This window comes from Streptomyces lavendulae subsp. lavendulae, from assembly GCF_002803845.1.
Taxonomy (GTDB): domain Bacteria; phylum Actinomycetota; class Actinomycetes; order Streptomycetales; family Streptomycetaceae; genus Streptomyces; species Streptomyces lavendulae.
In genome coordinates this window covers 8195092-8213266 of record NZ_CP024985.1, presented here as the reverse complement: position 1 = coordinate 8213266, position 18175 = coordinate 8195092, and the positions used below count along the sequence as shown (strand labels likewise).

At 68.7% G+C, this 18175-nt stretch carries 14 protein-coding genes and 2 pseudogenes; 12 read left to right on the top strand and 4 right to left on the bottom strand.

Annotated features, from left to right (window positions below; translation table 11 throughout):
- Positions 1-6 precede the first annotated feature (6 nt).
- Both SLAV_RS36995 and SLAV_RS36990 read right to left on the bottom strand, forming a co-directional pair.
- Positions 7-1398: an FAD-dependent oxidoreductase gene (locus SLAV_RS36995; RefSeq protein ID WP_030227825.1), complete on the bottom strand. Its 1392-nt coding sequence runs from the start codon at positions 1396-1398 to the stop codon at positions 7-9.
- Positions 1391-1594 carry a hypothetical protein gene (locus SLAV_RS36990; protein WP_030227828.1) on the bottom strand — a complete coding sequence of 68 codons (204 nt, stop codon included), beginning with the start codon at positions 1592-1594 and terminating at the stop codon, positions 1391-1393. Before SLAV_RS36990 ends, SLAV_RS36995 begins: the two co-directional genes overlap by 8 nt.
- A 481-nt stretch (positions 1595-2075) precedes the next feature.
- Here SLAV_RS36990 and SLAV_RS36985 point away from each other — a divergent pair, with 481 nt between their 5' ends.
- Together SLAV_RS36985 and SLAV_RS36980 are read left to right on the top strand one after the other, a co-directional pair.
- Complete coding sequence (locus SLAV_RS36985) at positions 2076-3941, top strand: ABC transporter ATP-binding protein (protein ID WP_234333506.1); 1866 nt, start codon at positions 2076-2078, stop codon at positions 3939-3941.
- A gap of 99 nt (positions 3942-4040) precedes the next feature.
- On the top strand, positions 4041-4949 hold the full coding sequence (locus SLAV_RS36980; protein ID WP_030227831.1) for an NUDIX hydrolase: 909 nt from the start codon (positions 4041-4043) through the stop codon (positions 4947-4949).
- A 185-nt stretch (positions 4950-5134) separates the two neighbouring features.
- Here SLAV_RS36980 and SLAV_RS41895 read toward each other — a convergent pair whose 3' ends face one another.
- Positions 5135-5554 (bottom strand): hypothetical protein, encoded by a 420-nt coding sequence (locus SLAV_RS41895; protein ID WP_199922141.1) that lies wholly within the window; start codon positions 5552-5554, stop codon positions 5135-5137.
- Between the two features lie 412 nt (positions 5555-5966).
- Here SLAV_RS41895 and SLAV_RS36970 point away from each other — a divergent pair.
- The 5 genes and pseudogenes from SLAV_RS36970 to SLAV_RS36950 all read left to right on the top strand — a co-directional run.
- Positions 5967-6494, top strand: a pseudogene (locus SLAV_RS36970) (glycosyltransferase family 2 protein); the annotation flags it as partial.
- Between the two features lie 128 nt (positions 6495-6622).
- The gene (locus SLAV_RS36965) at positions 6623-7801 is read left to right on the top strand and encodes a tyrosine-type recombinase/integrase (protein ID WP_030227837.1); all 1179 of its coding nucleotides are present in this window, start codon (positions 6623-6625) and stop codon (positions 7799-7801) included.
- An 8-nt stretch (positions 7802-7809) separates the two neighbouring features.
- Complete coding sequence (locus SLAV_RS41890; RefSeq protein ID WP_037686699.1) at positions 7810-10392, top strand: tyrosine-type recombinase/integrase; 2583 nt, start codon at positions 7810-7812, stop codon at positions 10390-10392.
- Positions 10389-11000, top strand: coding sequence for a DUF6262 family protein (locus SLAV_RS36955; RefSeq protein ID WP_051840552.1), 612 nt, complete (start codon positions 10389-10391; stop codon positions 10998-11000). The genes SLAV_RS41890 and SLAV_RS36955 overlap by 4 nt, the downstream gene beginning before the upstream one ends.
- A 391-nt stretch (positions 11001-11391) precedes the next feature.
- Entirely contained in the window at positions 11392-12249 is an 858-nt protein-coding gene (locus SLAV_RS36950) for a zeta toxin family protein (RefSeq protein ID WP_158740577.1), read from the top strand.
- 341 nt (positions 12250-12590) lie between these two features.
- On the opposite strand, the gene SLAV_RS36945 is transcribed toward SLAV_RS36950, so the two are convergent.
- The gene (locus tag SLAV_RS36945) at positions 12591-13466 is read right to left on the bottom strand and encodes a glycosyltransferase family 2 protein (protein WP_030227841.1); all 876 of its coding nucleotides are present in this window, start codon (positions 13464-13466) and stop codon (positions 12591-12593) included.
- 134 nt (positions 13467-13600) lie between these two features.
- Here SLAV_RS36945 and SLAV_RS36940 point away from each other — a divergent pair.
- From SLAV_RS36940 to SLAV_RS36920, 5 genes and pseudogenes are all read left to right on the top strand, one after another.
- Positions 13601-13957 (top strand): annotated as a pseudogene (locus tag SLAV_RS36940) (glycosyltransferase family 2 protein); the annotation flags it as partial.
- A gap of 242 nt (positions 13958-14199) precedes the next feature.
- Positions 14200-14865 (top strand): helix-turn-helix domain-containing protein, encoded by a 666-nt coding sequence (locus SLAV_RS36935; protein ID WP_078950210.1) that lies wholly within the window; start codon positions 14200-14202, stop codon positions 14863-14865.
- A gap of 235 nt (positions 14866-15100) precedes the next feature.
- Positions 15101-15652, top strand: coding sequence for a toxin-antitoxin system, toxin component (locus tag SLAV_RS36930; protein ID WP_244225269.1), 552 nt, complete (start codon positions 15101-15103; stop codon positions 15650-15652).
- 4 nt (positions 15653-15656) lie between these two features.
- Positions 15657-16829 (top strand): MAB_1171c family putative transporter, encoded by a 1173-nt coding sequence (locus SLAV_RS36925; protein ID WP_030227848.1) that lies wholly within the window; start codon positions 15657-15659, stop codon positions 16827-16829.
- Positions 16826-18079 carry an MAB_1171c family putative transporter gene (locus SLAV_RS36920; RefSeq protein WP_051840557.1) on the top strand — a complete coding sequence of 418 codons (1254 nt, stop codon included), beginning with the start codon at positions 16826-16828 and terminating at the stop codon, positions 18077-18079. The genes SLAV_RS36925 and SLAV_RS36920 overlap by 4 nt, the downstream gene beginning before the upstream one ends.
- Positions 18080-18175 lie beyond the last annotated feature (96 nt).

Here is an 18175-nt window from a genome sequence, read left to right as displayed (position 1 = left end):
GCCGGTTCAGACGCTTGCCTTTTCGGTGTCGCTGAGGGGCGGGGCCTGCAGGCGCGGCAGCTTCCGGCCGAAGAGCATGGGGAGGAGCATGTCCGGGGAGAAGAGGCGGGTGGCGGGCTTCTCCAGGCTCATCACGTCCAGGAGGGCGCCGAGGGCGCGGGGGCTCCGGGCGCCGGTTTCGACGGCTCGGTCGACGTAGCGGGCGAGGAGCCTTTCGATGGTCTTGGGGGGTGTGTCGCCGGCGCCGGGGTAGAACGCGTCCTGGCCGACGGCGAGGTCCCAGGCGCCGGCGACGGGCCGGGAGACGGACTGCTGGATGCGGCGGGCCGTGCCGGGGGTGGCGAGGCCGGTGGTGCGCAGGATTCGTCTGAGGGCGAGGGCGCATTGGGCGGTGACGGTCAGGCCGTGTCCGTAGACGGGGTTGTATCCGGCGATGGCGTCGCCGAGTACGGCGAAGCCGTCGGGCCATGCCCGCATCTTCTCGTAGTAGCGGCGCTGGTTGGCGGTGCTGCGGGTGGTCGCGATGGGGCCGAGGGGTTCGGCTTTCTCGATGAGTGTGCCGATGACGGGGTCGCCCAGGTTGAGGGCGAAGTCGACGAAGGCGTCGGGGTCCTTGGTGGGTTCGCCGCCGCGGGTGCCGGAGAGGGTGACGATCCACCGGCCGTCCTCGACGGGGAGGATGATGCCGCCCCGGCCGGGGGTTCTGGCCGGGTTGGCCTGCACGTTGACCAGGGGGAAGGAGCCCACTGTGGCCGCGGGGGCCCGGTACACGCGGGTGGCGTAGGCGACGCCCGCGTTGACCTGGCGTTCGGTGACGGGGGGCAGGCCGAGGTCGGTGAGCCATGCCGGGGCGTGGGAGCCGCGGCCGGAGGCGTCGACGACCAGGTCGGCGGAGAGGGTGCGTCCGCCGGTGGCGGGCTGGATCCGGACGCCGGTGACGCGGGTGGCATCGCCCTCCAGTCCTTCGACGACGGTGTCGTCGAGCAGGCTGATGCGCGGATCCCGGAGCACCCGCTCCCGCAGGGCGTGGTCCAGGAGGTTGCGGGAGCAGACGAGGTTGCGGTGGTGGGTGGTCCTGAACCGGCGGAACCAGACCTCGTTCGGCGCCCGGGAGACCATGTCTCCCATGATGTGGACCAGTCGGCCCCCTCGGGCGACGATGTCGTCGGTCAGGCCGGGCAGGAGCTCTTCGAAGGCCCGGACACCGCCGCTCCACAGGAGGTGCGCGTGGCGGGCCTGGGGCACGCCCCTGCGGCCCTCGGGCCCTTCCGGCAGTTCGTCCCGTTCGATGAGGGTGACGTCGGCGAACTCGGTGAGCACGGATGCGGCGAAGAGGCCGGCGGCGCTCGCACCGATGACGACGGCGGTGGGCCGTGCGGGGCTGGTTATCTCAGACATGGGGGGTCACACTTTCTGCGATGGTCGCCTGGAGGCGGATGTTCCCGATGGCTCGGGTGCGGCGCATGGCCCGCGAGATCGCGTCGATGTGGGCGGGGACCTCGGTCTTGATCTGTGCTGCCCGACTGACCGTCAGGCCTGTTCGGCCACTTGCCGACTGACGGTACGACAGTGCCGCGCCGACCTGGACGGCCATGGCTTCCGGGATGCCGCGTGTCGTCTCTCCGTCGTGCCGAGCACTCGCGACAGCGTAGGTCCTTGCGGTGACAGTGCAGGGAAGACCAGACGTTCAGCCGGCCGCTCGCCCGCAAGCCCCTGATCGGGCACCCCTCGTCGGCAACCACTCGAATGTGTGAGTTCAAAGCGCTCGGCCACGGGGCTGCCGCACCACATGCCAAAGTCAGACATACATGCGACACATTCCCCTGTTCAAGGCCGTTACGGCCGCGAAAGCGAGGCCCTTCCCAGAGCACCAGTGCCATCACGCCACCCAGTTGGAGGACGCAGTGCATCCCGCCCACACCCCCGCCGACACCCGGCACGAGGACCCCGTACCGGAGCCTCCCGAAGCGCCCACCGTGTCGGATTCGGAGCGACTGCTCTTCGGAGGGGAGCTGGCGTACGACGTCGGCTGGGAACAGCACGAGGGCGCGTGGCTGAAGCTCGGCCTGCTGGCCATGGCCAGGGCCTTACCCCGCATGGTCGCGACCGGGCTGAGGCTCGCCCACCTCGCCGACGCCCGGGCTCTGCGCGTGGTGCTGGGCGCCGAGGTCGGGCGGGGCGTGACCCAGGCGGTCGGGCTGGTCGCGGTCAACAGCGTCCTCGGTCACGTCCTGGCCGGCGGCACGACCAACGAACGCCTCGCCCGGGCCGTTCCGTCACTCGGACTGGTCGCGGTCACCGCGTTGCTGGGATCGCTGCTGCGCTCCGCGTCGACGGCGGCCACCGGAGAGCTCGAACCCAAAGTCCAGCGGGTCGCGACGGAGCGGTATCTGGGGCTGGTGCACCGGGTGGAGCTCGCGGCGATCGAGGACGACGAGTTCCACCGGCTGCTGGACGCAGCCCGTTACGGAGCCGACTCCGCCCGCCGAATGATCCGCTACTGCACGAACACGCTGAACTCGGGGATCTCCCTGATCGCCGCGGCGAGCGTCCTCACCGTGCTCCACGTCGCGCTCCTGCCCCTTCTGGTGCTGATGACGCTGCCCAGCGCGTGGAGTTCGCTGACGATCTCCAAGCAGCGCTACATCAGCTTCCACACCTTCGTGCAGCACGCGCGGGCCGGGCACCTGCTGGGCCAGTTGCTGACCCAGCGGGAGGCCGCGGCCGAGGTCCGGGTCCACGAGGTCGGACCGTTCCTCCTCGGACACTTCCGGGAGATGGCCGAGACCAGCGAGCGCGAGCAGACCCGCCTGGCCCGCAACGCCGCCAGGATCGGCCTCGTCGCCGACGGCGCGTCCGGGGCCGCGACCCTCCTCACCTACGGGGCGCTGGGGCTGCTCCTGTGGAGCGGGCGGATGGACCTCGCGGTCGCGGGCACCGCGGTTCTCGCCATCCGCGCCGGCGCCTCCAGCCTCGACGGCCTCGTCCTGCAGATGGCCGATCTGCATCAGGAGTCCCTGTTCGTCGCCGACTACGAACGGCTGTGCGCGGAGGCGCAGGCCCGTGCGATCCCGCAGACCGGGGAAGACCTGCCCGGGCGGGTGCGGGAAGTCCGCTTCGAGAAGGTCACGTTCACCTACCCGGGTTCCGGCGGCGAGACCCCTGACCCGACCCTGCGCGAGGTGTCCCTGTCCTTCCCGATGGGCAAGGTCATCGCCCTGGTCGGGGCGAACGGCTCGGGCAAGTCCACCCTCGTCAAGCTGCTGGCCGGACTGCACCTGCCCGACGAGGGCGGCGGCACGATCTGGTGGGACGGCGTGGATGCCGCCAAGGCCGACCGCGGGCAGATCTTCGCCCGTATCGCCCTCATGTCGCAGTCCTTCTTCCGGTGGCCGTTCACGGTACGGGTCAACATCGGCATCGGCCGCCCCACCGTGCCCATCGAGGACGAGGCAGTACGCAACGCTGCGGCCTTCTCCGGCGCCGACAGGTTCATCGCCGCGCTGCCCCGGGGCTTCGGGACGCTCCTGGGCCGGGGGTACAAGGGCGGGCGCGAGGCGTCCGGCGGGGAATGGCAGCTGGTCGGCATCAGCCGCGCCTGGTACAAACGCGCGGAGATCCTGGTCGTCGACGAGCCCACGAGCGCCCTGGACGCGGTCGCCGAGCAGCGGGTCTTCGATCAGATCCGCGCGCTCGCCGCGACCGGGCAGACGATCATCTTCATCACCCACCGACTGCATTCGGTGCGGCACGCCGACGTCATCCACGTCATGAAGGACGGCCGGCTCGCCGAGTCCGGAACGTTCGCCGAACTCATGGACGAGGACACCGGCACAGGCGACTTCCGGGACTCCTACCTGATTCAGGCCGCCGCGTTCGCGGACACCGTACCTGCCCAGCGCGCCCCCGCCGAGGACACCAGGGCGGAGGAGCGCTCATGAAGGGCGCGCTGCGCCTCCCGGCCCGGGGCGGCGTCCGGCGCACCCCCGCCGCCACCGCGGCCGCCGGCACCACTCGTTCCCGATCCTGAGGAGTCGAACGTGACCTACCTGTCCGCCGAGCCGCGCGGAACCGCCGCGCTCCTGGTCAACTCCGCCGGTCAGTACCTGCTGCACCTGCGGGACGCCAACAAGCCGCACATCTGCGACCCCGGTACCTGGTCGATCCCGGGAGGCGACCGCGAGGGAGAGGAGACGTCCCGCGAGGCCGTGGAGCGGGAACTGCTGGAGGAAACCGGGCTGTCCGTACCGCTGGAGCCGTTCACGGTGGTCGACGCCCACGGCCCGGACGGCGCTACGGGGCGGATCAGCGTCTTCCTGGGGACCTGGGACGGTGACGCTGATGCCCTGCCGTGCCCGGAGGGCATCATGTTCCGCTGGTTCGACGCGGCGAAGACCGCGTGGCTGACGATGTGCCCGTGGACGGCCGATGTCATCGCCCTGCACGAGCGCACCGCACCCGTCCCCGCGCCGAGGCCGGAGAGCCGCCCCGCGCAGGCCGGTGGGGGCCGGCCCCGCATGAACACCGTCGGTGTCCACCTCTGCCTCCAGCGGGAAGACGGCTCGATCCTGTTCGGGCTGCGGCACCCGGACTGCGTGTTCGCTCCCTCCACCTTCCAGCTGCTCTCCGGGCACTGCGAGCAGGAGGCGGCGGTGAGCTGTGTGGTGCGGGAAGCCGCGGAGGAGGCGGGTCTGGTCATCGACCCGGCGGACGTCGAACTCGTCCACGTGGTGCACATGGTGGACGCGCCCGGATCGCAGCCGATGATGGCGCTCTTCTTCCGAGCCGCTCGCTGGCGGGGCACACCGGTGGTGCGTGAGCCGGACCGGTGCGTGTCCTGGGGCTGGTGGCCGGCCGACGCCCTCCCGCAGCCGATCGTCCCGTACACCGCGACCGCCCTCGACGGCATCCGGGCGGGCCGGATCTACACCGAGCTCGGGTGGACCTGACCAACGGTCGAGTCGTTTCCCCGGTCCACCTCCACTCGCCCCCAGGAGAGCGTTCTGCCGACCGGCCGCCCATACGGACAGGGGCACCGGCGTCACCGGCGTCACGCAGAACGCGGAGGCTCCGCGATCCTCGGGGACGCCTCGCCGGCCTGCCTGATCCACGGGCAGGCCGGTGCACGACCTCCCTACGAAGGGGCTTCGCCCCTGACGGCAGCCGTGCCTCGGACCGGCCGGCGACGGGGCTCGGCGTCGAGGACCGCCCACATGCGCCGGCCGTCCTCACCCGTGTCCGTGCCGACCGAGTCGACGGTGGCGAGGGTGGCCACCGTGCCGAGCACTGCCTGGTCAGGCGCTCCCGTGGTGTGGCTGAGAACGGCGACGAGCACCTTGTGGTCCTGGTCGCCGAGATGCACGCTCAGCCGCTTCCCCCCATCCTCCACGGCCGCGGTGACGAGGACCCGTACGACCCTCTCCAGGTCGTCCTCGTCCAGGTCCGGGTACCCCCACCCCCGCACCGTCCCCAGGACCTGGCGAACCGCCTTCGCCGGGGCCCATTCATCCGCCCGAAAGGGGTGCGCGGCGGTACGCCGGTTCCGCACCACCATGCGCAACTGGCTACGCACTGGCATCTCGTCGGCCGACTTCGTCGCCGGCTGAGGCCGTGGGGGCTCCACCGGCTTCTTCTGCGGTGGCGGAGTCCTCGGGGGGTGACTCGGCGGCACCTTGGGCCCCTTGGCCTCGGGACTGGTCAACGCGGCCTCCTCGCAACAGGGGGACTCCATCCTGGCAGGCTCCTTCCCACCCGGGGGGCCGATTCATCCGGCTCGCCACACGAATCCGCTCAAGCCCCTCCTTTCCGCCGCCGCCCGGGATCGTCCCCGCCGGCGCGGGAAGACTTCCCCACGTCATGAAGGCCACCGGATGAGTGCTGCGCACCGCCTTCACGGCCGGCTGCGCCTCATCGGGTTCCAGAACTGGGCATAGCGTTGAAGACCGTATGAAGTGGAGGGCTGTTCTGTGAGTGCCGGCACGATCCGTCCGACGGTCGCGGCCGTCGTCCTGACGATGAACGACCGCCCCGAGGAGTTCCCCCGGGCGGTGGCCTCCCTCCTCGCGCAGGAGGGCATCGAGCTGGACGTCGTCGTGGTCGGCAACGGCTGCGTACCCGAACAGGTGCCCGCCGGTGTCCGCACCGTCGGCCTCCCCGAGAACGTGGGCATCCGCGAGGGCCGCAACATCGGCGCCGACCGGGTCAAGGGCGACTACCTGTTCTTCTTCGACAACGACGCCCACCTCCCCGACACCGACGCCCTCGCCCGCCCGGTCGCCGAGTTCGCCCGCGACCCGCGGCTCGCGTACGCGCAGCCCCGCCTCTGCGACCCCGAGACCGGTGTGACCCTCCGGCGTTGGGTACCGCGCCTGCGCGCCTCCGATCCGGCCCGCCCCGGCATCGTCACGGTCATGGCCGAGGGCGTCGTCATAGTCCGGCGCGACGCCTACGACCGGGCCGGGGGCTGGCCGGGGCACTTCTTCCTCTTCCACGAGTTAACTTGCCCACCTGCCCTATGTAGTTGATGTGCGTCTATGGCGTTGCCTCTCACCTCCCAGCCTCGTTAACCGGTTGTGCACACAGTGTGTGTGATGTGTGGCCAGGTGAAAGCGAGGGGTGGCGAGTGAGCCGACGTACGGTCATCGGCGATCTGCGAGTGCAGGAGATCCGTCGGCGGGACGGCAGGGTCGCGTACACGATCACGGAACCGGGCGGTCCCGTGCATCCTGTTGCCGACAGCTTCCTGCGGACATGCGACGTCGGTACGGCAAGAACGTATGCCTACCTCCTTGTGGACCATTTGCGCTGGCTGCCCTACGAGGGCCTGTCGCCGGAGACGACGACGTTCTACGACCTTGAGCGGTACATGGGTGCTGTCGGTGCCGAGTTCAACGGCCCGTTCGGACAGCCGTGGCGGGCAGGGAAGAAGCCGTACCAGCAGAGCACCCTGGAGACGGCGGCGGCGGCGCTGAAGGGGTTCTACGTCCACCAAGGCAAGCTGGGGATCAACGAGGTCGTCGCCGGTGAGTTCGGCGGGACCCGGCTGCCGACGAAGGCAGACCGGAATCGGGCCCTGCTTGGGCACATCCTGAAGGAGATGCCGGCCAACAAGCTGCGGCCGAAGCGCGTGGTCCGGCGGCGCCACCCGAAGCTTCCTCCGGAAGGCGCCCGCGAGGTCCTGCTGGAGGACTTCAAGACGGCACGGGACCAGATGGTCGTGACGTGGCTGGACGACGGCGGGTTCCGCATCGGTGAGCTGACGGGGATACACCTGGTCGATCTGCATCTTCGGGAGAACGCGCATTGTGGTGAGTGCAGTTCGGCGCATGTGCACATCTGCCATCGCGAGACGAACGCGAACCGTTCTCGTGTGAAGACCAAGCAGGACTGGAGCGTTCACAACGGGGTCGTACAGGGAGGCAAGATCCGGCGAGCGAGTCCCGCGATGGTCCACTCCTACTTCGCGTACATGACGACCGAGTATCCACCGGACGCCAAGCACGGCATGCTCCTGGTCAACCTCTCCGGACCGACCGCCGGCCTGCCCTGGACGACCGACTCGGCGCGCAAGCTGCTGAAGCGGGCCGGCTATCGGCTCGCCCTGGGCCTGGTCCGGCCGCACATGTTTCGGCATCAGTTCGGCAGCGACGTCCTCGACGCCGCGGACGGCAACGCGGTGATCGCACGGGATGCAGGAGGCTGGGCCTCGGCGCAGACCGTCGAGGAAGTCTACGGGCACACGGATGTCCACGACCCGGCGTTCGTCACTGCGCTGAACACCGTGTGGGGTGAGCCGAGTTGAGCTCGCCCTTGCGCGCACTTCCTGAGCGTGGTCTCGGCCAGGTCGGGCGGGACCGCCTGGAACTGCTGGAGGCCCTGATCAGCGGGCCGCGTTTCGATCCCCTGTTCCGCGGTGACGTGCTGGATATCCCGCCCGATCACGAGACGTACGGGTGGGGCTGCGCGGTCCTGGAGTGCCTGCGCACCCGGACCAGCACGAGTGACTTCTGCTCCACGCACCGCAAGGAGTGGATCGACCACCTGGCCCGTGATCCTGAAGGTGCGACCCGGACCGGGTTCCTAAGCGCCACGCAGCCGCTGGAGCCCGCCGGAGGGCGCGAGGAGGTCCTCTGCGCGGTCTGTCCGGACCGGCCCGCCTACAACTACTCGAGACGGATCTGCCTGTTCCACTATCGGCTGTGGGACAGCTACGCCCGACGGGCTGGAGCATCCGCCGACTTCGCCTCGTGGTTGCGCGACCAGGTCCCCTATCCGCAGGGTTACGGGACATGCCGGGCGGCGACGTGCGACCGTATGGCTGACACACCGCTGGGATTGTGTGCTCAGCACAGGGAGCGTTACATCGCCGCGGGCAGGCCGGGCCGTGTGAGTCTGCCCCTCTTGTGGGAGCGGCACTACGAGCGGACACGCGAGGCCGTCCCCGTATCCACCGAAGATCCCTCGGCGTTCGCGGCATGGTGCGCCGGGCAGCAGCCCGTCTACCAGATCGGGCAGATCAGCATGGTCGGCATGCGCCCGCTGGCCAAGGCCGAGTTGCAGTGGGGTCTCGAGGCCCACACGCGGGACGGCAGCCGCACCCGGTGGACCATCACTGACCTGCGGATGCTGACGAACGAGTGCCGGCAGAACGACGTCGATTCGCTCGCGGGTCTCGATCTGGACCGGTGTCGGATGAAGCCCCGCCAGATCGCCCGGGAGATTCTGAGCCGGCTGCGTCCCCTCTACTACACGAAGGAGGACAGCCGGGAGGCCGGGTTCATCGAGACCGCGCACTTCGGGCGCCGGTTCCCGGGCATGGACACCTGCTTCGATCTGTCCGCGGTGCCGCAGCGCTGGCTGCGCGACGTGCTCTGGGACCACATCGCCCGCCTGCTGCAGTCCGTGGACTGCCCCCGCTCGCGCGGCACGCTGGACTCGGCCCGACGGGCGCTGTCGGAGCTGGGGGCCTTCCTGGATGTCGACGCGCCGGGAGGCGGCCGCACTCCGGAGCTGCTGACGAGCAGGCATGCGGAGAACTTCGCCGCCGATCACCGGCACCGGGCGGCCGGTAACCTGCAGTCACTGGTCGTGCGCCGCACCGACGGCGCCCCTGGCACCGTGACGAAGGACAGCGCAAGGATCACCTTCAACTACGTACGCAAACTCCTCTACGAGCTCCTGGAGCGAGGGGAAGCCGACGCGATCGGACTTGATCGGTCGTTCATCACCGCGCTCCCACGTGGTGGAAGGCTGCCGGAGCGCAAGCGGCGTCCGTTCGACGACCGGCTCGCGCGGGCCCTGGCCGACGAGGGCAACCTGCGGCGATTCGCTGCGACGTGGGACGCCAACAACCGCGGGCTGCGGGATGCCTGGGAAGCCTTGGTGTACACCGGTCGGCGGTGCTCGGAGGTTCTGAAGCTCCGCTTCAACTGCATCTCCTACCTCAACGGGGTCCCGATGCTCTGGCACGACCAGACCAAGGTCGGCAACCTCGACGAGGGCATCCGCATCCCCGAATACCTCTTCAACCGCCTCGACAACCGGCGCAAGACCACGCTTCAGCGCTTCGAGCGGCGCCAGGGACGCCTGCCCACCGTGCTGGAGCGAGACCATATGGCCCTGTTCCCCACCCACGTGAAGAACCCCAGGGAGACCGAATCGATCTCCTACGGCTTTTTCAGCAGCTCGTTCCGGGAGTGGGTGGCAACTCTCGATCTGGGGCGGGGAGTCCCGCACCAGGCCCGCCACACGCTGGCCACCAAGCTCCTTCGGGCCGGCGCATCTCTCGCGCACATTAGGAAGTACCTCGGGCAGATCTCCGAGCACATGGCCGAGCACTACGTCGACATCGCCGGCTCCGAACTGGACGACGTCCTGCCCCGCGTCTGGGTCGGCGGTCCGGGCTCGGCCAACCCCGGTGAGCCGCTCTTCGACACCGCCACCAACCCACTCAGCCGGGAAACCGCGCTGGCCATGGCGGTGGACGTGGGCCGCCGGTGCACACCGACCCTGGGCGGCCTCTGCACGGCCCAGGTCGTCGTGGACGGCGGGAAATGCCCCCGGAACCTGGACTGCGACAGCTGCGACAAGCTCGTGATGACCGGCGCGGACCTTCTGTACTGGCGACGCAAACGGGAGCAGTGGTACTCCATCGCCGAACGAGCCCCGGATGATGCCACGGCCGACTACCTCCACAAGGTCTTCGAGCCCACCGCGCGGGCGATCGACGGCCTCGAGAGGGCCCTGGCCGGGCTCGGACTGCTCGACCAAGCGCTCGCCATGGATCTGCGGCGTCCGCAGGACTACTTCAGCAACATGTGGAACAGCGGCTTCCCTGTCGAGGAACTCGCTGATCCTGACGACCACGACGACCAGGAGGATGAGGTCGCGTGAGCGGCAGCACATCGGCCCAGACCGCCGGCGCTATCCAGGCCCGCCGACAGCACTCCGAGAAGCTCCTCGCCCGGGTTCAGGACGCGCTCACGACGATGCGCAAGGAACGGGCCCCGGTGACCGTCCGGGCCGTCGAACGACGTGCTGGCGTCTCGCGCGCCTTCCTCTACCAGAACGCCACCGCCCGCCAACTGGTTGCCGAAGCCGTTGCCCAAGCCGAGGGCCGCCAGGGTCGCAGCAGACAGGAGACCGTCGATGCCGTGGAGGCGTCCTGGCGCGAGCGTGCGCTGAATGCCGAGGACGCGCTGCGGCAGGCGGTGGCGGAGATCCAGGCCCATCGTCGGCACATCGGCGAGCTTATGGGCCGGATCCGGGACCTTGAGCTGGACCTGCCCGCCGATGCCGTCCGGCGGCTGACCACTGAGAACACCACCCTCAAGCAGCAGCTCCGCACTCTGACTGCAGATCACCACACTCTGACGAACCGACTTGCCGCCGCCCGGGACAACAACCGCTCGCAGGACCGCAAGATCGCCGAACTCCAGGCTCGCCTGCTCGAACATCAGCCTCCAGCCCCCCTTCGCCACCTTCGCCCTCTTCAGGGATGACGTGTCGGCATGAGGTCGCCGAAGATCGATCCGACCGCGGACCTGGTCGCGGGGGAGGCCAGGAGGTGTCATCGAGGCGGGATTCTTGTGAGGACACAGGATCACCAGTGCAACCAGCATTGAGTCCGGCGCATTGACACAGCCGTTGGGACGCCTGTGTCAAGCACGGTTGGGTCTGGGAGCGGGCTTCACCCACACCGTGCCGACCTCATTCAGACATTCACAACCGCCCGGACAGCTGGAAGCTAGCTACCGCGGTCGTCGCACCCAACTGGCTATCGCTACCGCTTCATTGCGTTAGAGCCAGAGCAATCCCGCATCTGTCAGCTGGCACATCTTACCCGAATGTCCCAGGATGGAAGGGTGGGAGCTAAAGCGAAAGGGGGAGATTGTGATTTCTGAATACGAGCGACGCTACATCGACATACGCGATATGGCGGATCGGTACGCGATCGAATGGTGGATGCACGATGATGGCGTGTCCCGAATGTGCGCCAAAAAGCCTAGCCTCAGGCAATACCTGCAATTCCTTGCCGAAGAAGGGGCGGTCGACACCGAGGATGTTTATGAGGAAAGTGGAGCATGGGATCCGTTCCGGCAGGCTGTCCATAGAAGGCTATGCCCAATTCCAGAACGGAGGATTCGCAGTAAAGCCGCAACGCGGCAGGCGTATTTGTTCTGCGGAATTCCTGGTTCGGGCAAGACGACGAATCTGCGACCCCTTGTTGATGTACACCGGAGCGCATTGGGGATTGCGACGGAGCAGCTAATACATGTCGATTGTGATGATATACGGGTTCGCGTTCCTGAATATGCCGGCGGTCAGGGGAGCGGTGTAGTGCAGGATGAGTCCGCCTATTTGACTTACCGCATTCACTTTCCGCGTGCGCGTCAATCTCGCGCAGACGTGGTGGTTGACTCCCTCGGCCGCCCAGAGCATGTGACCCTCTGCGTGGACTTGCTAACAGAAGCGAAGTGTCAAGTGCACGTACTGGTTGCAACCTGCCCGCTTCCTGTTGCGGAAGATCGAATTCGCGTGCGGGCCGTAGAAACGGGTCGCATCGTCCCAGAGGAGCTGCTCTCCGATGCGGAGAAGGACGTAAATCGAACCATCGATAGCCTGAGAACAAAGCAATGGGCGGGTGTGCAGTCATGGGCGATTCTGTCCACGGGAGAAGCGTCCCGCCGCCTAGTGGAAGCCACGAGCCCTTGGCCCAGCCTCCTCGGGTCACCTGTCAAGTCGAGCTAGGAGGCCCTAACGTGCTCCCCACGAAGCTAATCGAAGCGGAGAGAAGACTCAAAGCAGCGGAAGATGATTTGGTGACTGCGCTCCTCCATAGTGACGAAGAGAGTATCAAGAATGCTCGCACGAAAGTCCGTTTGGCTCGAAGAGAACGTAACAAGGAGGCGCAGGCCGCAATTGCATTGATCCGCGAATAGGTCAATGGTAGGGATCGAATGCAGGCCATCAGGCTGCTGTGAAATAATCCTGGCCCGGAAATTCGCTGACGCGAGGCACTGAGGCCGCATTCTGATCGATCCTGTCGACGCTCTCCCGTTCTGATGGGGGCAAGGCAGTGCTATGACTGCTCAGAGAACCGGAGGCCGGCCCAGCCGCGTCATACGCCACACCGTCCGCCACTTCATTGGCTCACGTTGGCCGCATGAAGTCCGCGCTCCCTCAATGAACCCACGGCACCACGCCTTCAAGCCGGTCAGGGATCGGATGCGGGCAAGGGTGAGTAGGATCCACACACCGAGATAGACCGGGACCAAGGCAAGCGGGAGTCGGCGTCGGGCAAGCCAGACCCGGTTTCGGGCGGTGAACCGGTAGTACACTGCATGCCTGGCTGGTGAGGTCTTGGGGTGCTGGAGGACGAGCTTGGGTTCGTAGAGGATCTTCCGCCCGGCATCGAGTGCACGCCAGGCGAGGTCTGTCTCTTCATGCCCGAAAAAGAACTCCGCTGGCCACAGGCCGATCTCGTTGAGCATCGGAACCGAGAAGGCATGGCCACCGCCGAGGAAAGCAGTCACCAAGCCGCGGCGCATCGGATCGTCGGCACGCAGCCGGGGTACCCAGCGCCGCTCCGTGTGTCCGTGCTCGTCAGCGACACGGAATCCCACGATTCCTAGCTTGGGGTCTGAGGCGAACAGCTGCCCGACCGTGCGGAACACGTCGTCGGCAATGAGCAGCCCGTCGTCGTCCAGCTCGATGACGACGTCGACCTCATCCGACTCGCACAGGGCCTTCAGGCCGACATTGCGGCCTCCGGGACAGCCAAGGTTCTCCTCAAGCGGGATCTTGGTGACATCAGCCGAGACATCGGTGAGAGGGGTCGCGTTGCCCACCAGCACCACTCGCGCCGCAGGAACATCCTGCTTCTCCACAGAAGCGAGCAAGGCGTCCAGTTCCCGCGGGCGAGTGCCCATGGTCACGATGACGACCCCGATGCGCGGCAACGTCATAGCGGCAAACTCCAGTCGTCGGCGAAGTGCCGATGCTAGCGTCGCTCAGCGTGGCCCCCTCACCACCTCACACACATGTCCACGACGTGCTGTTCCAGGTCACACACCAGGCCAGCCGTTCCGAGGTCAGAAAACACGAGGGGGTCGAACTGGCCTGGCGGTTGTGGGACCTCGGCTGCCACGGCCGCTACGTCCCCGACATCGTCGTCCACCATCCGGCCACCGACCCGGCACGTCACGACACGTTCTACCGTCTCAACGCCCGCAACCGGGTCTGGGTCGCCCGCCGCAACCTCCCGGGCCCCCTCGTCCCCTTCAACCTCGCCACCTGGAGCCTCATCACCCTCTGGCGCATCCGCGACCCCGAAGCCCTCCGCGTCACCGTCGCCGGGTTCCGCGAAGGCCTGGCCGGCGGCCAGGGGCCCCGGCAGCCCATGTCCTGGAAGACCGCGGCCCGGCTCACTCGGGCGGGCAGGCCGCCCGTCTTCTGAACCGTGCCGTCTCCGGACGATCGATGCCTCCGGTGCCGTAGGCGGCCATGAAGGCTGCGTAGCCGCACCGCCGTGGGCACCATCGACTTTCTGCCACCACCGTGGCAGCTTGGCCGGAGAACCATGGATCACCTGCCACGGCTGTGGCAGCATCAGCTTCGTAGCAGTCGCCGCTTCGGTGCCTCCGGGGGTTCCGGGGGTTCCGAGGTGATTCGTCCTGCATGACTTCGGGAGATCAGCCGGTGACAGAGCCCTTCCCCGTACCGCCCGCGACCGCCTCGCAGTTGACCACGGCCGTCGAACGGGTCACCGACCTGGGAGCCAAGCTGGGCCGCCGCCGCGCCGATGTCCTGGATCCCGAGGAGCTGCACATCGCCTCCGGGGTCCCGCTGGAGGTCGTACGGGCCCTCCTCCAGGGGCGCACCGCCGGCGAGCCGGACATCCACGAACGCTTCCGGCAGCGGCTCGACCTGCTCCACGCCACGTACCTCAAGGAGAACGGCCGGAAGTTCTCGCACGGGGAGATCGCCCGTCAGAGCGGCATCTCCCGGCAACAGGTGCAGGCGCTGCTCGGCGGAGACCGGCGCCCGACGATGGACCACTGCGCGCGGCTGGAGCGGTTCTTCGAACGACCGGCGGGCTTCCTCCAGTCGGAGGACGTCGAGGCCCTGAGCTGTGCCCTGGCCGTCATCGAGAAGGCCCTGCTCCAGGAGTACCAGGAGCACAGCGAACGCAACGCCCTCTCGGCGGCCCCGGCCGGCGCCGGAGGGCCCCGTCTCTACGAGCGGCACGGCGTCGACGGCATCGCGCTGCGCGCGGCCCTGCTTCCTGCCCAGGGGCGCACCAAGTTGCTCGAATGGCTCGACAACTACATGGACGAGCGTGCGGCGGAGGAAAGCGCCGGGTGAGGCGTGCCGTCCGGTACGCGCCAGGGGGCCCGGAAGGCCGTGCCCCTCTCCGATCGTCGCGAGGAGGGTGTGTGGGGCGGCCGGCTGCTGTGCGGGGGTGGTGCGGGCCCGTCGCGTGGAGCGGGCCGGTTTCGTGGAATCCACGAGGGCGCGCACTCCTGCCCTTCGCGGAACAGGGGCATGGGAGAGGTACGTGTTCAAGCAGCGGAAGTTACGTCGGTCCGTCGGAGCCCTCGTGGAGGGAATCGGCCATCTGAAATCTCCGGTTCCGGCCGAGGTGGTCTGTCGCGCGCTCTGCGATGCCATGGGGCAGCGCCGGGGGCGCAGGATCGAGTTCCGCACCACGGCCTTCCCTCCGGGCACGGCCAGCGGTCTCGCCCTCAACCTCGGGGAGCAGGACCTCGTCGTCGTGGAACAGAAGACCGCGGCCGAACACCAGATCATCATCACCGGACACGAGCTGCGCCACCTGGAACTGGGCCACTGCCACGGGCACGTGGCCGAGGGGTCCGCGGCCGCTCGTCTCCTGCGCCACGACGCCGATTTACAGGAGGTGGTCGAGTCGGCCCTGGCAGTTGCCGGACGCCACAGTCCCGCCTTCCTGAAGCAGGACGGGCCTGCCGCCAGGAAGCACCGGGGAGAGGAGCAGGCGGCCGAGCGCTACGGCCTCGAACTGGCGCACGCCGTCAAGCACTTGCTGGCGGCGCCCCTCGCACCCGCGCTCGACCGTGACACGACGTCCGGCCGTATCGCCGCCGCGCTCCGCCAGCACGGCATACGGGGCTGATCCCGTGTCCGATCTCGCGTTCTTCGTTCCGGCCGCCCTGGGGACCGTGGCCGTCCTCGTCCGGCTGCCCAGCCTCCGCAGGAACCGCCACGATCCCCTTCTCCGGGCCGTGGTGGTGTTCCTGCTGACGGCCACCGGAGTCTTCTGCTTCGGGGCGACCTCGGTGATCGTCAAGGTCAACGAGGTGACGGGCGTTCCGAACTTCGCCGCGCCCCTCCTCTACTCGATCCTGATGGCCTGCTGCGGATCCGGCATCATCCTGATCATCAACTGGCGAGGGGGCCCGCCGGCCCGTGTCCGCCGGGCCACGCGCTGGTGCGCCGGAACCTACGCGGCCCTGGCCGTCGCGATGTTCACGCTCTTCGCCCTCGGCGATGCACCGGTCGAACGGCTGGAGGACCTGGACACCTACTACGCCAACACGCCGTTCATCCGCGAAATGATCGTGCTCTACCTGACGGGCCACTCCGCCGCGGCGGTGGTCATGGCGACCCTGTGCGGGCGCTGGCTGAGCGGTGTGTCCCGGGAGCTCCGCGCGGGTCTCGGCCTCTTGATCGTGGGCTTCACCCTCGTCCTCGGCTTCGACGTGTGCAAGTTCGCGGCCGTGGGCGCCCGATGGGCCGGAGCCGACTGGGACGTCCTCAGCACCGAAGCGGCACGGCCCTTCGTCACGGTTTCCTTCTGCTTCATCCTCCTCGGCTTCGGTGTCCCCCTCATCGTCCAGCGCTTCAAGGAACCCTGGCGGGACTGGACCCGGTACCACCGACTGGGCGCTCTGTCACGCCTGCTCCACGGGCTGACGCCCACCACGGCCGTGGTCAGGATGCCCCTGCTCTCCACGGTGGGCGTACGCAGGCTGCACCGCGAATCGGGCATCCACGACGGACTGCTCACTCTCAATCCCTACTTCGACCTCGCCCTGCGGGCCCGCGCGCTCGCCGGCGCGCTGGCCGAGGGTGCCACCGACGAGGATGCCGCCGCAGATGCCGACGCCGTCATGGTCATCGCCGCGGTCGACGCGCTGCGCGCCGACCCCGAGCGTGAGGTGATCGCCTCCTCCCGGGAACTCCAGACGGGACCCGGTGAGGAGCGCGACCTCGTACGCATCTCGCACGCGCTGGTCCGGGCCCTCGCCGGGGACCCGGGCAGGCCGACCCCGGGGAGGGGGCGGGCATGACCACCCTGTACTTCTATCTTCTCGTCGGCGTGCTCTCCGTCGCCTTCGCCCTGAGGGCGCCCGGACTCGTACGACACTGGCGTGACCCCCTCGTCCGTTCCGTTTCCCTGCTCCTCCCCCTGGGCGCCGCCGTTTTCTTCTTCGCGGCGCCGCCGACGATCTCCCAGGTGAACGCGCTCACCGGGGTCCCCAACTTCTCGGTTCCGCTGGTGTACGGCATCGTCACCGCCGCCAGTGCCGCGCTCGTCAACCTCACGATCACCTGGCGCGGAGGGCCGGAGGACCGGCGCCGGGCGGCGACGCGCTGGTGCGTCGGCATCTACGGAGCGGTGATCGCTACGCAGTTCACCCTGTTCGCCCTCGGAGACGCGTCCGAGGAACGCCTCCGTGACTTCGACACCTACTACGCCACCACCCCGTACGTCCGGGAGATGGTCGTCCTGTGCGTGCTGTCCTACGGGCTGGCGAACCTGGTGCTGGCCCGCCTGTGCTGGCGCTGGTCCCGCGAGGTGCCGGGCCTCCTGCGCAGCGGGCTGCTCCTCATCGTGACCGGCTCGGTCCTGAGCCTGGGATACGTCGCGTGCAAGCTCCTGGCCATCGGCGCGCGATGGGCCGGCCAGGACTGGGACGGCGTCAGCACCACCGTCGCCCCGACGGTGTCCTCACTGGCCTCGCTCCTCCAGTGCGTCGGCCTCGCGCTGCCTTCCGCCAGCCAGGGCGTGACGAGTCTGTGGAACCGTTGGTCCCGGTACCGGCGTCTGCGCCCGCTGTGGGTGACCATGCGCGCGGTGACCCCGTACGAACTGGTGCGCATTCCCTGGGGCTCCTCGCTCGGCAAGCGCCAGCTGCGCCGGACCTGCGACATCCGCGACGGTCTCCGGCTGATCGCGCCCCGTCTCGGCCGCCGCGCGCAGGAAGAGGAACAGCCGGACGCGCTGCCCGGCGCGCTGAAGCCGAATGCCGCACGCCACATCGCCATGGTGGCCGCGGCGTTCGAAGCCCTGCGCGCCGCCCAGGCCGACCGAGCGGCATGCAGCCTGGAGGACATGCTGTCGGGCGACGACGAACAGCTCCTGCGGCTCTCGGACGTCCTACGCGTGATGGCTGTCCCCGACCAGACCCCCGGCCGGGAATCCGGGTGGCCGTCGCCCTTCGAGGGGACCTTCGCGGGGCCTTTCGAGGGGCCCTCCGAACTGGTCGGACCGCTCCCCGACACTCCGCCGCCGCATCCGGGCCACACGGACGGCTGACCGATCCCACCCGTCGGCACCCGTCGGCAAGCCGTCACCCAGAACCCTTTGGGGTCCGCCCGGCCGGGCCCCTTCCTCCGACAACCATGCCGCCCG

Bases quoted from the DNA above. Each gene is read 5' to 3' on its own strand.
- SLAV_RS36995 (WP_030227825.1), bottom strand. From the start codon at position 1,398: ATGTCTGAGATAACCAGCCCCGCACGGCCCACCGCCGTCGTCATCGGT.
- SLAV_RS36990 (WP_030227828.1), bottom strand. From the start codon at position 1,594: ATGGCCGTCCAGGTCGGCGCGGCACTGTCGTACCGTCAGTCGGCAAGT.
- SLAV_RS36985 (WP_234333506.1), top strand. From the start codon at position 2,076: ATGGCCAGGGCCTTACCCCGCATGGTCGCGACCGGGCTGAGGCTCGCC.
- SLAV_RS41895 (WP_199922141.1), bottom strand. From the start codon at position 5,554: ATGGTGGTGCGGAACCGGCGTACCGCCGCGCACCCCTTTCGGGCGGAT.
- SLAV_RS36945 (WP_030227841.1), bottom strand. From the start codon at position 13,466: ATGACGTTGCCGCGCATCGGGGTCGTCATCGTGACCATGGGCACTCGC.
- SLAV_RS36920 (WP_051840557.1), top strand. From the start codon at position 16,826: ATGACCACCCTGTACTTCTATCTTCTCGTCGGCGTGCTCTCCGTCGCC.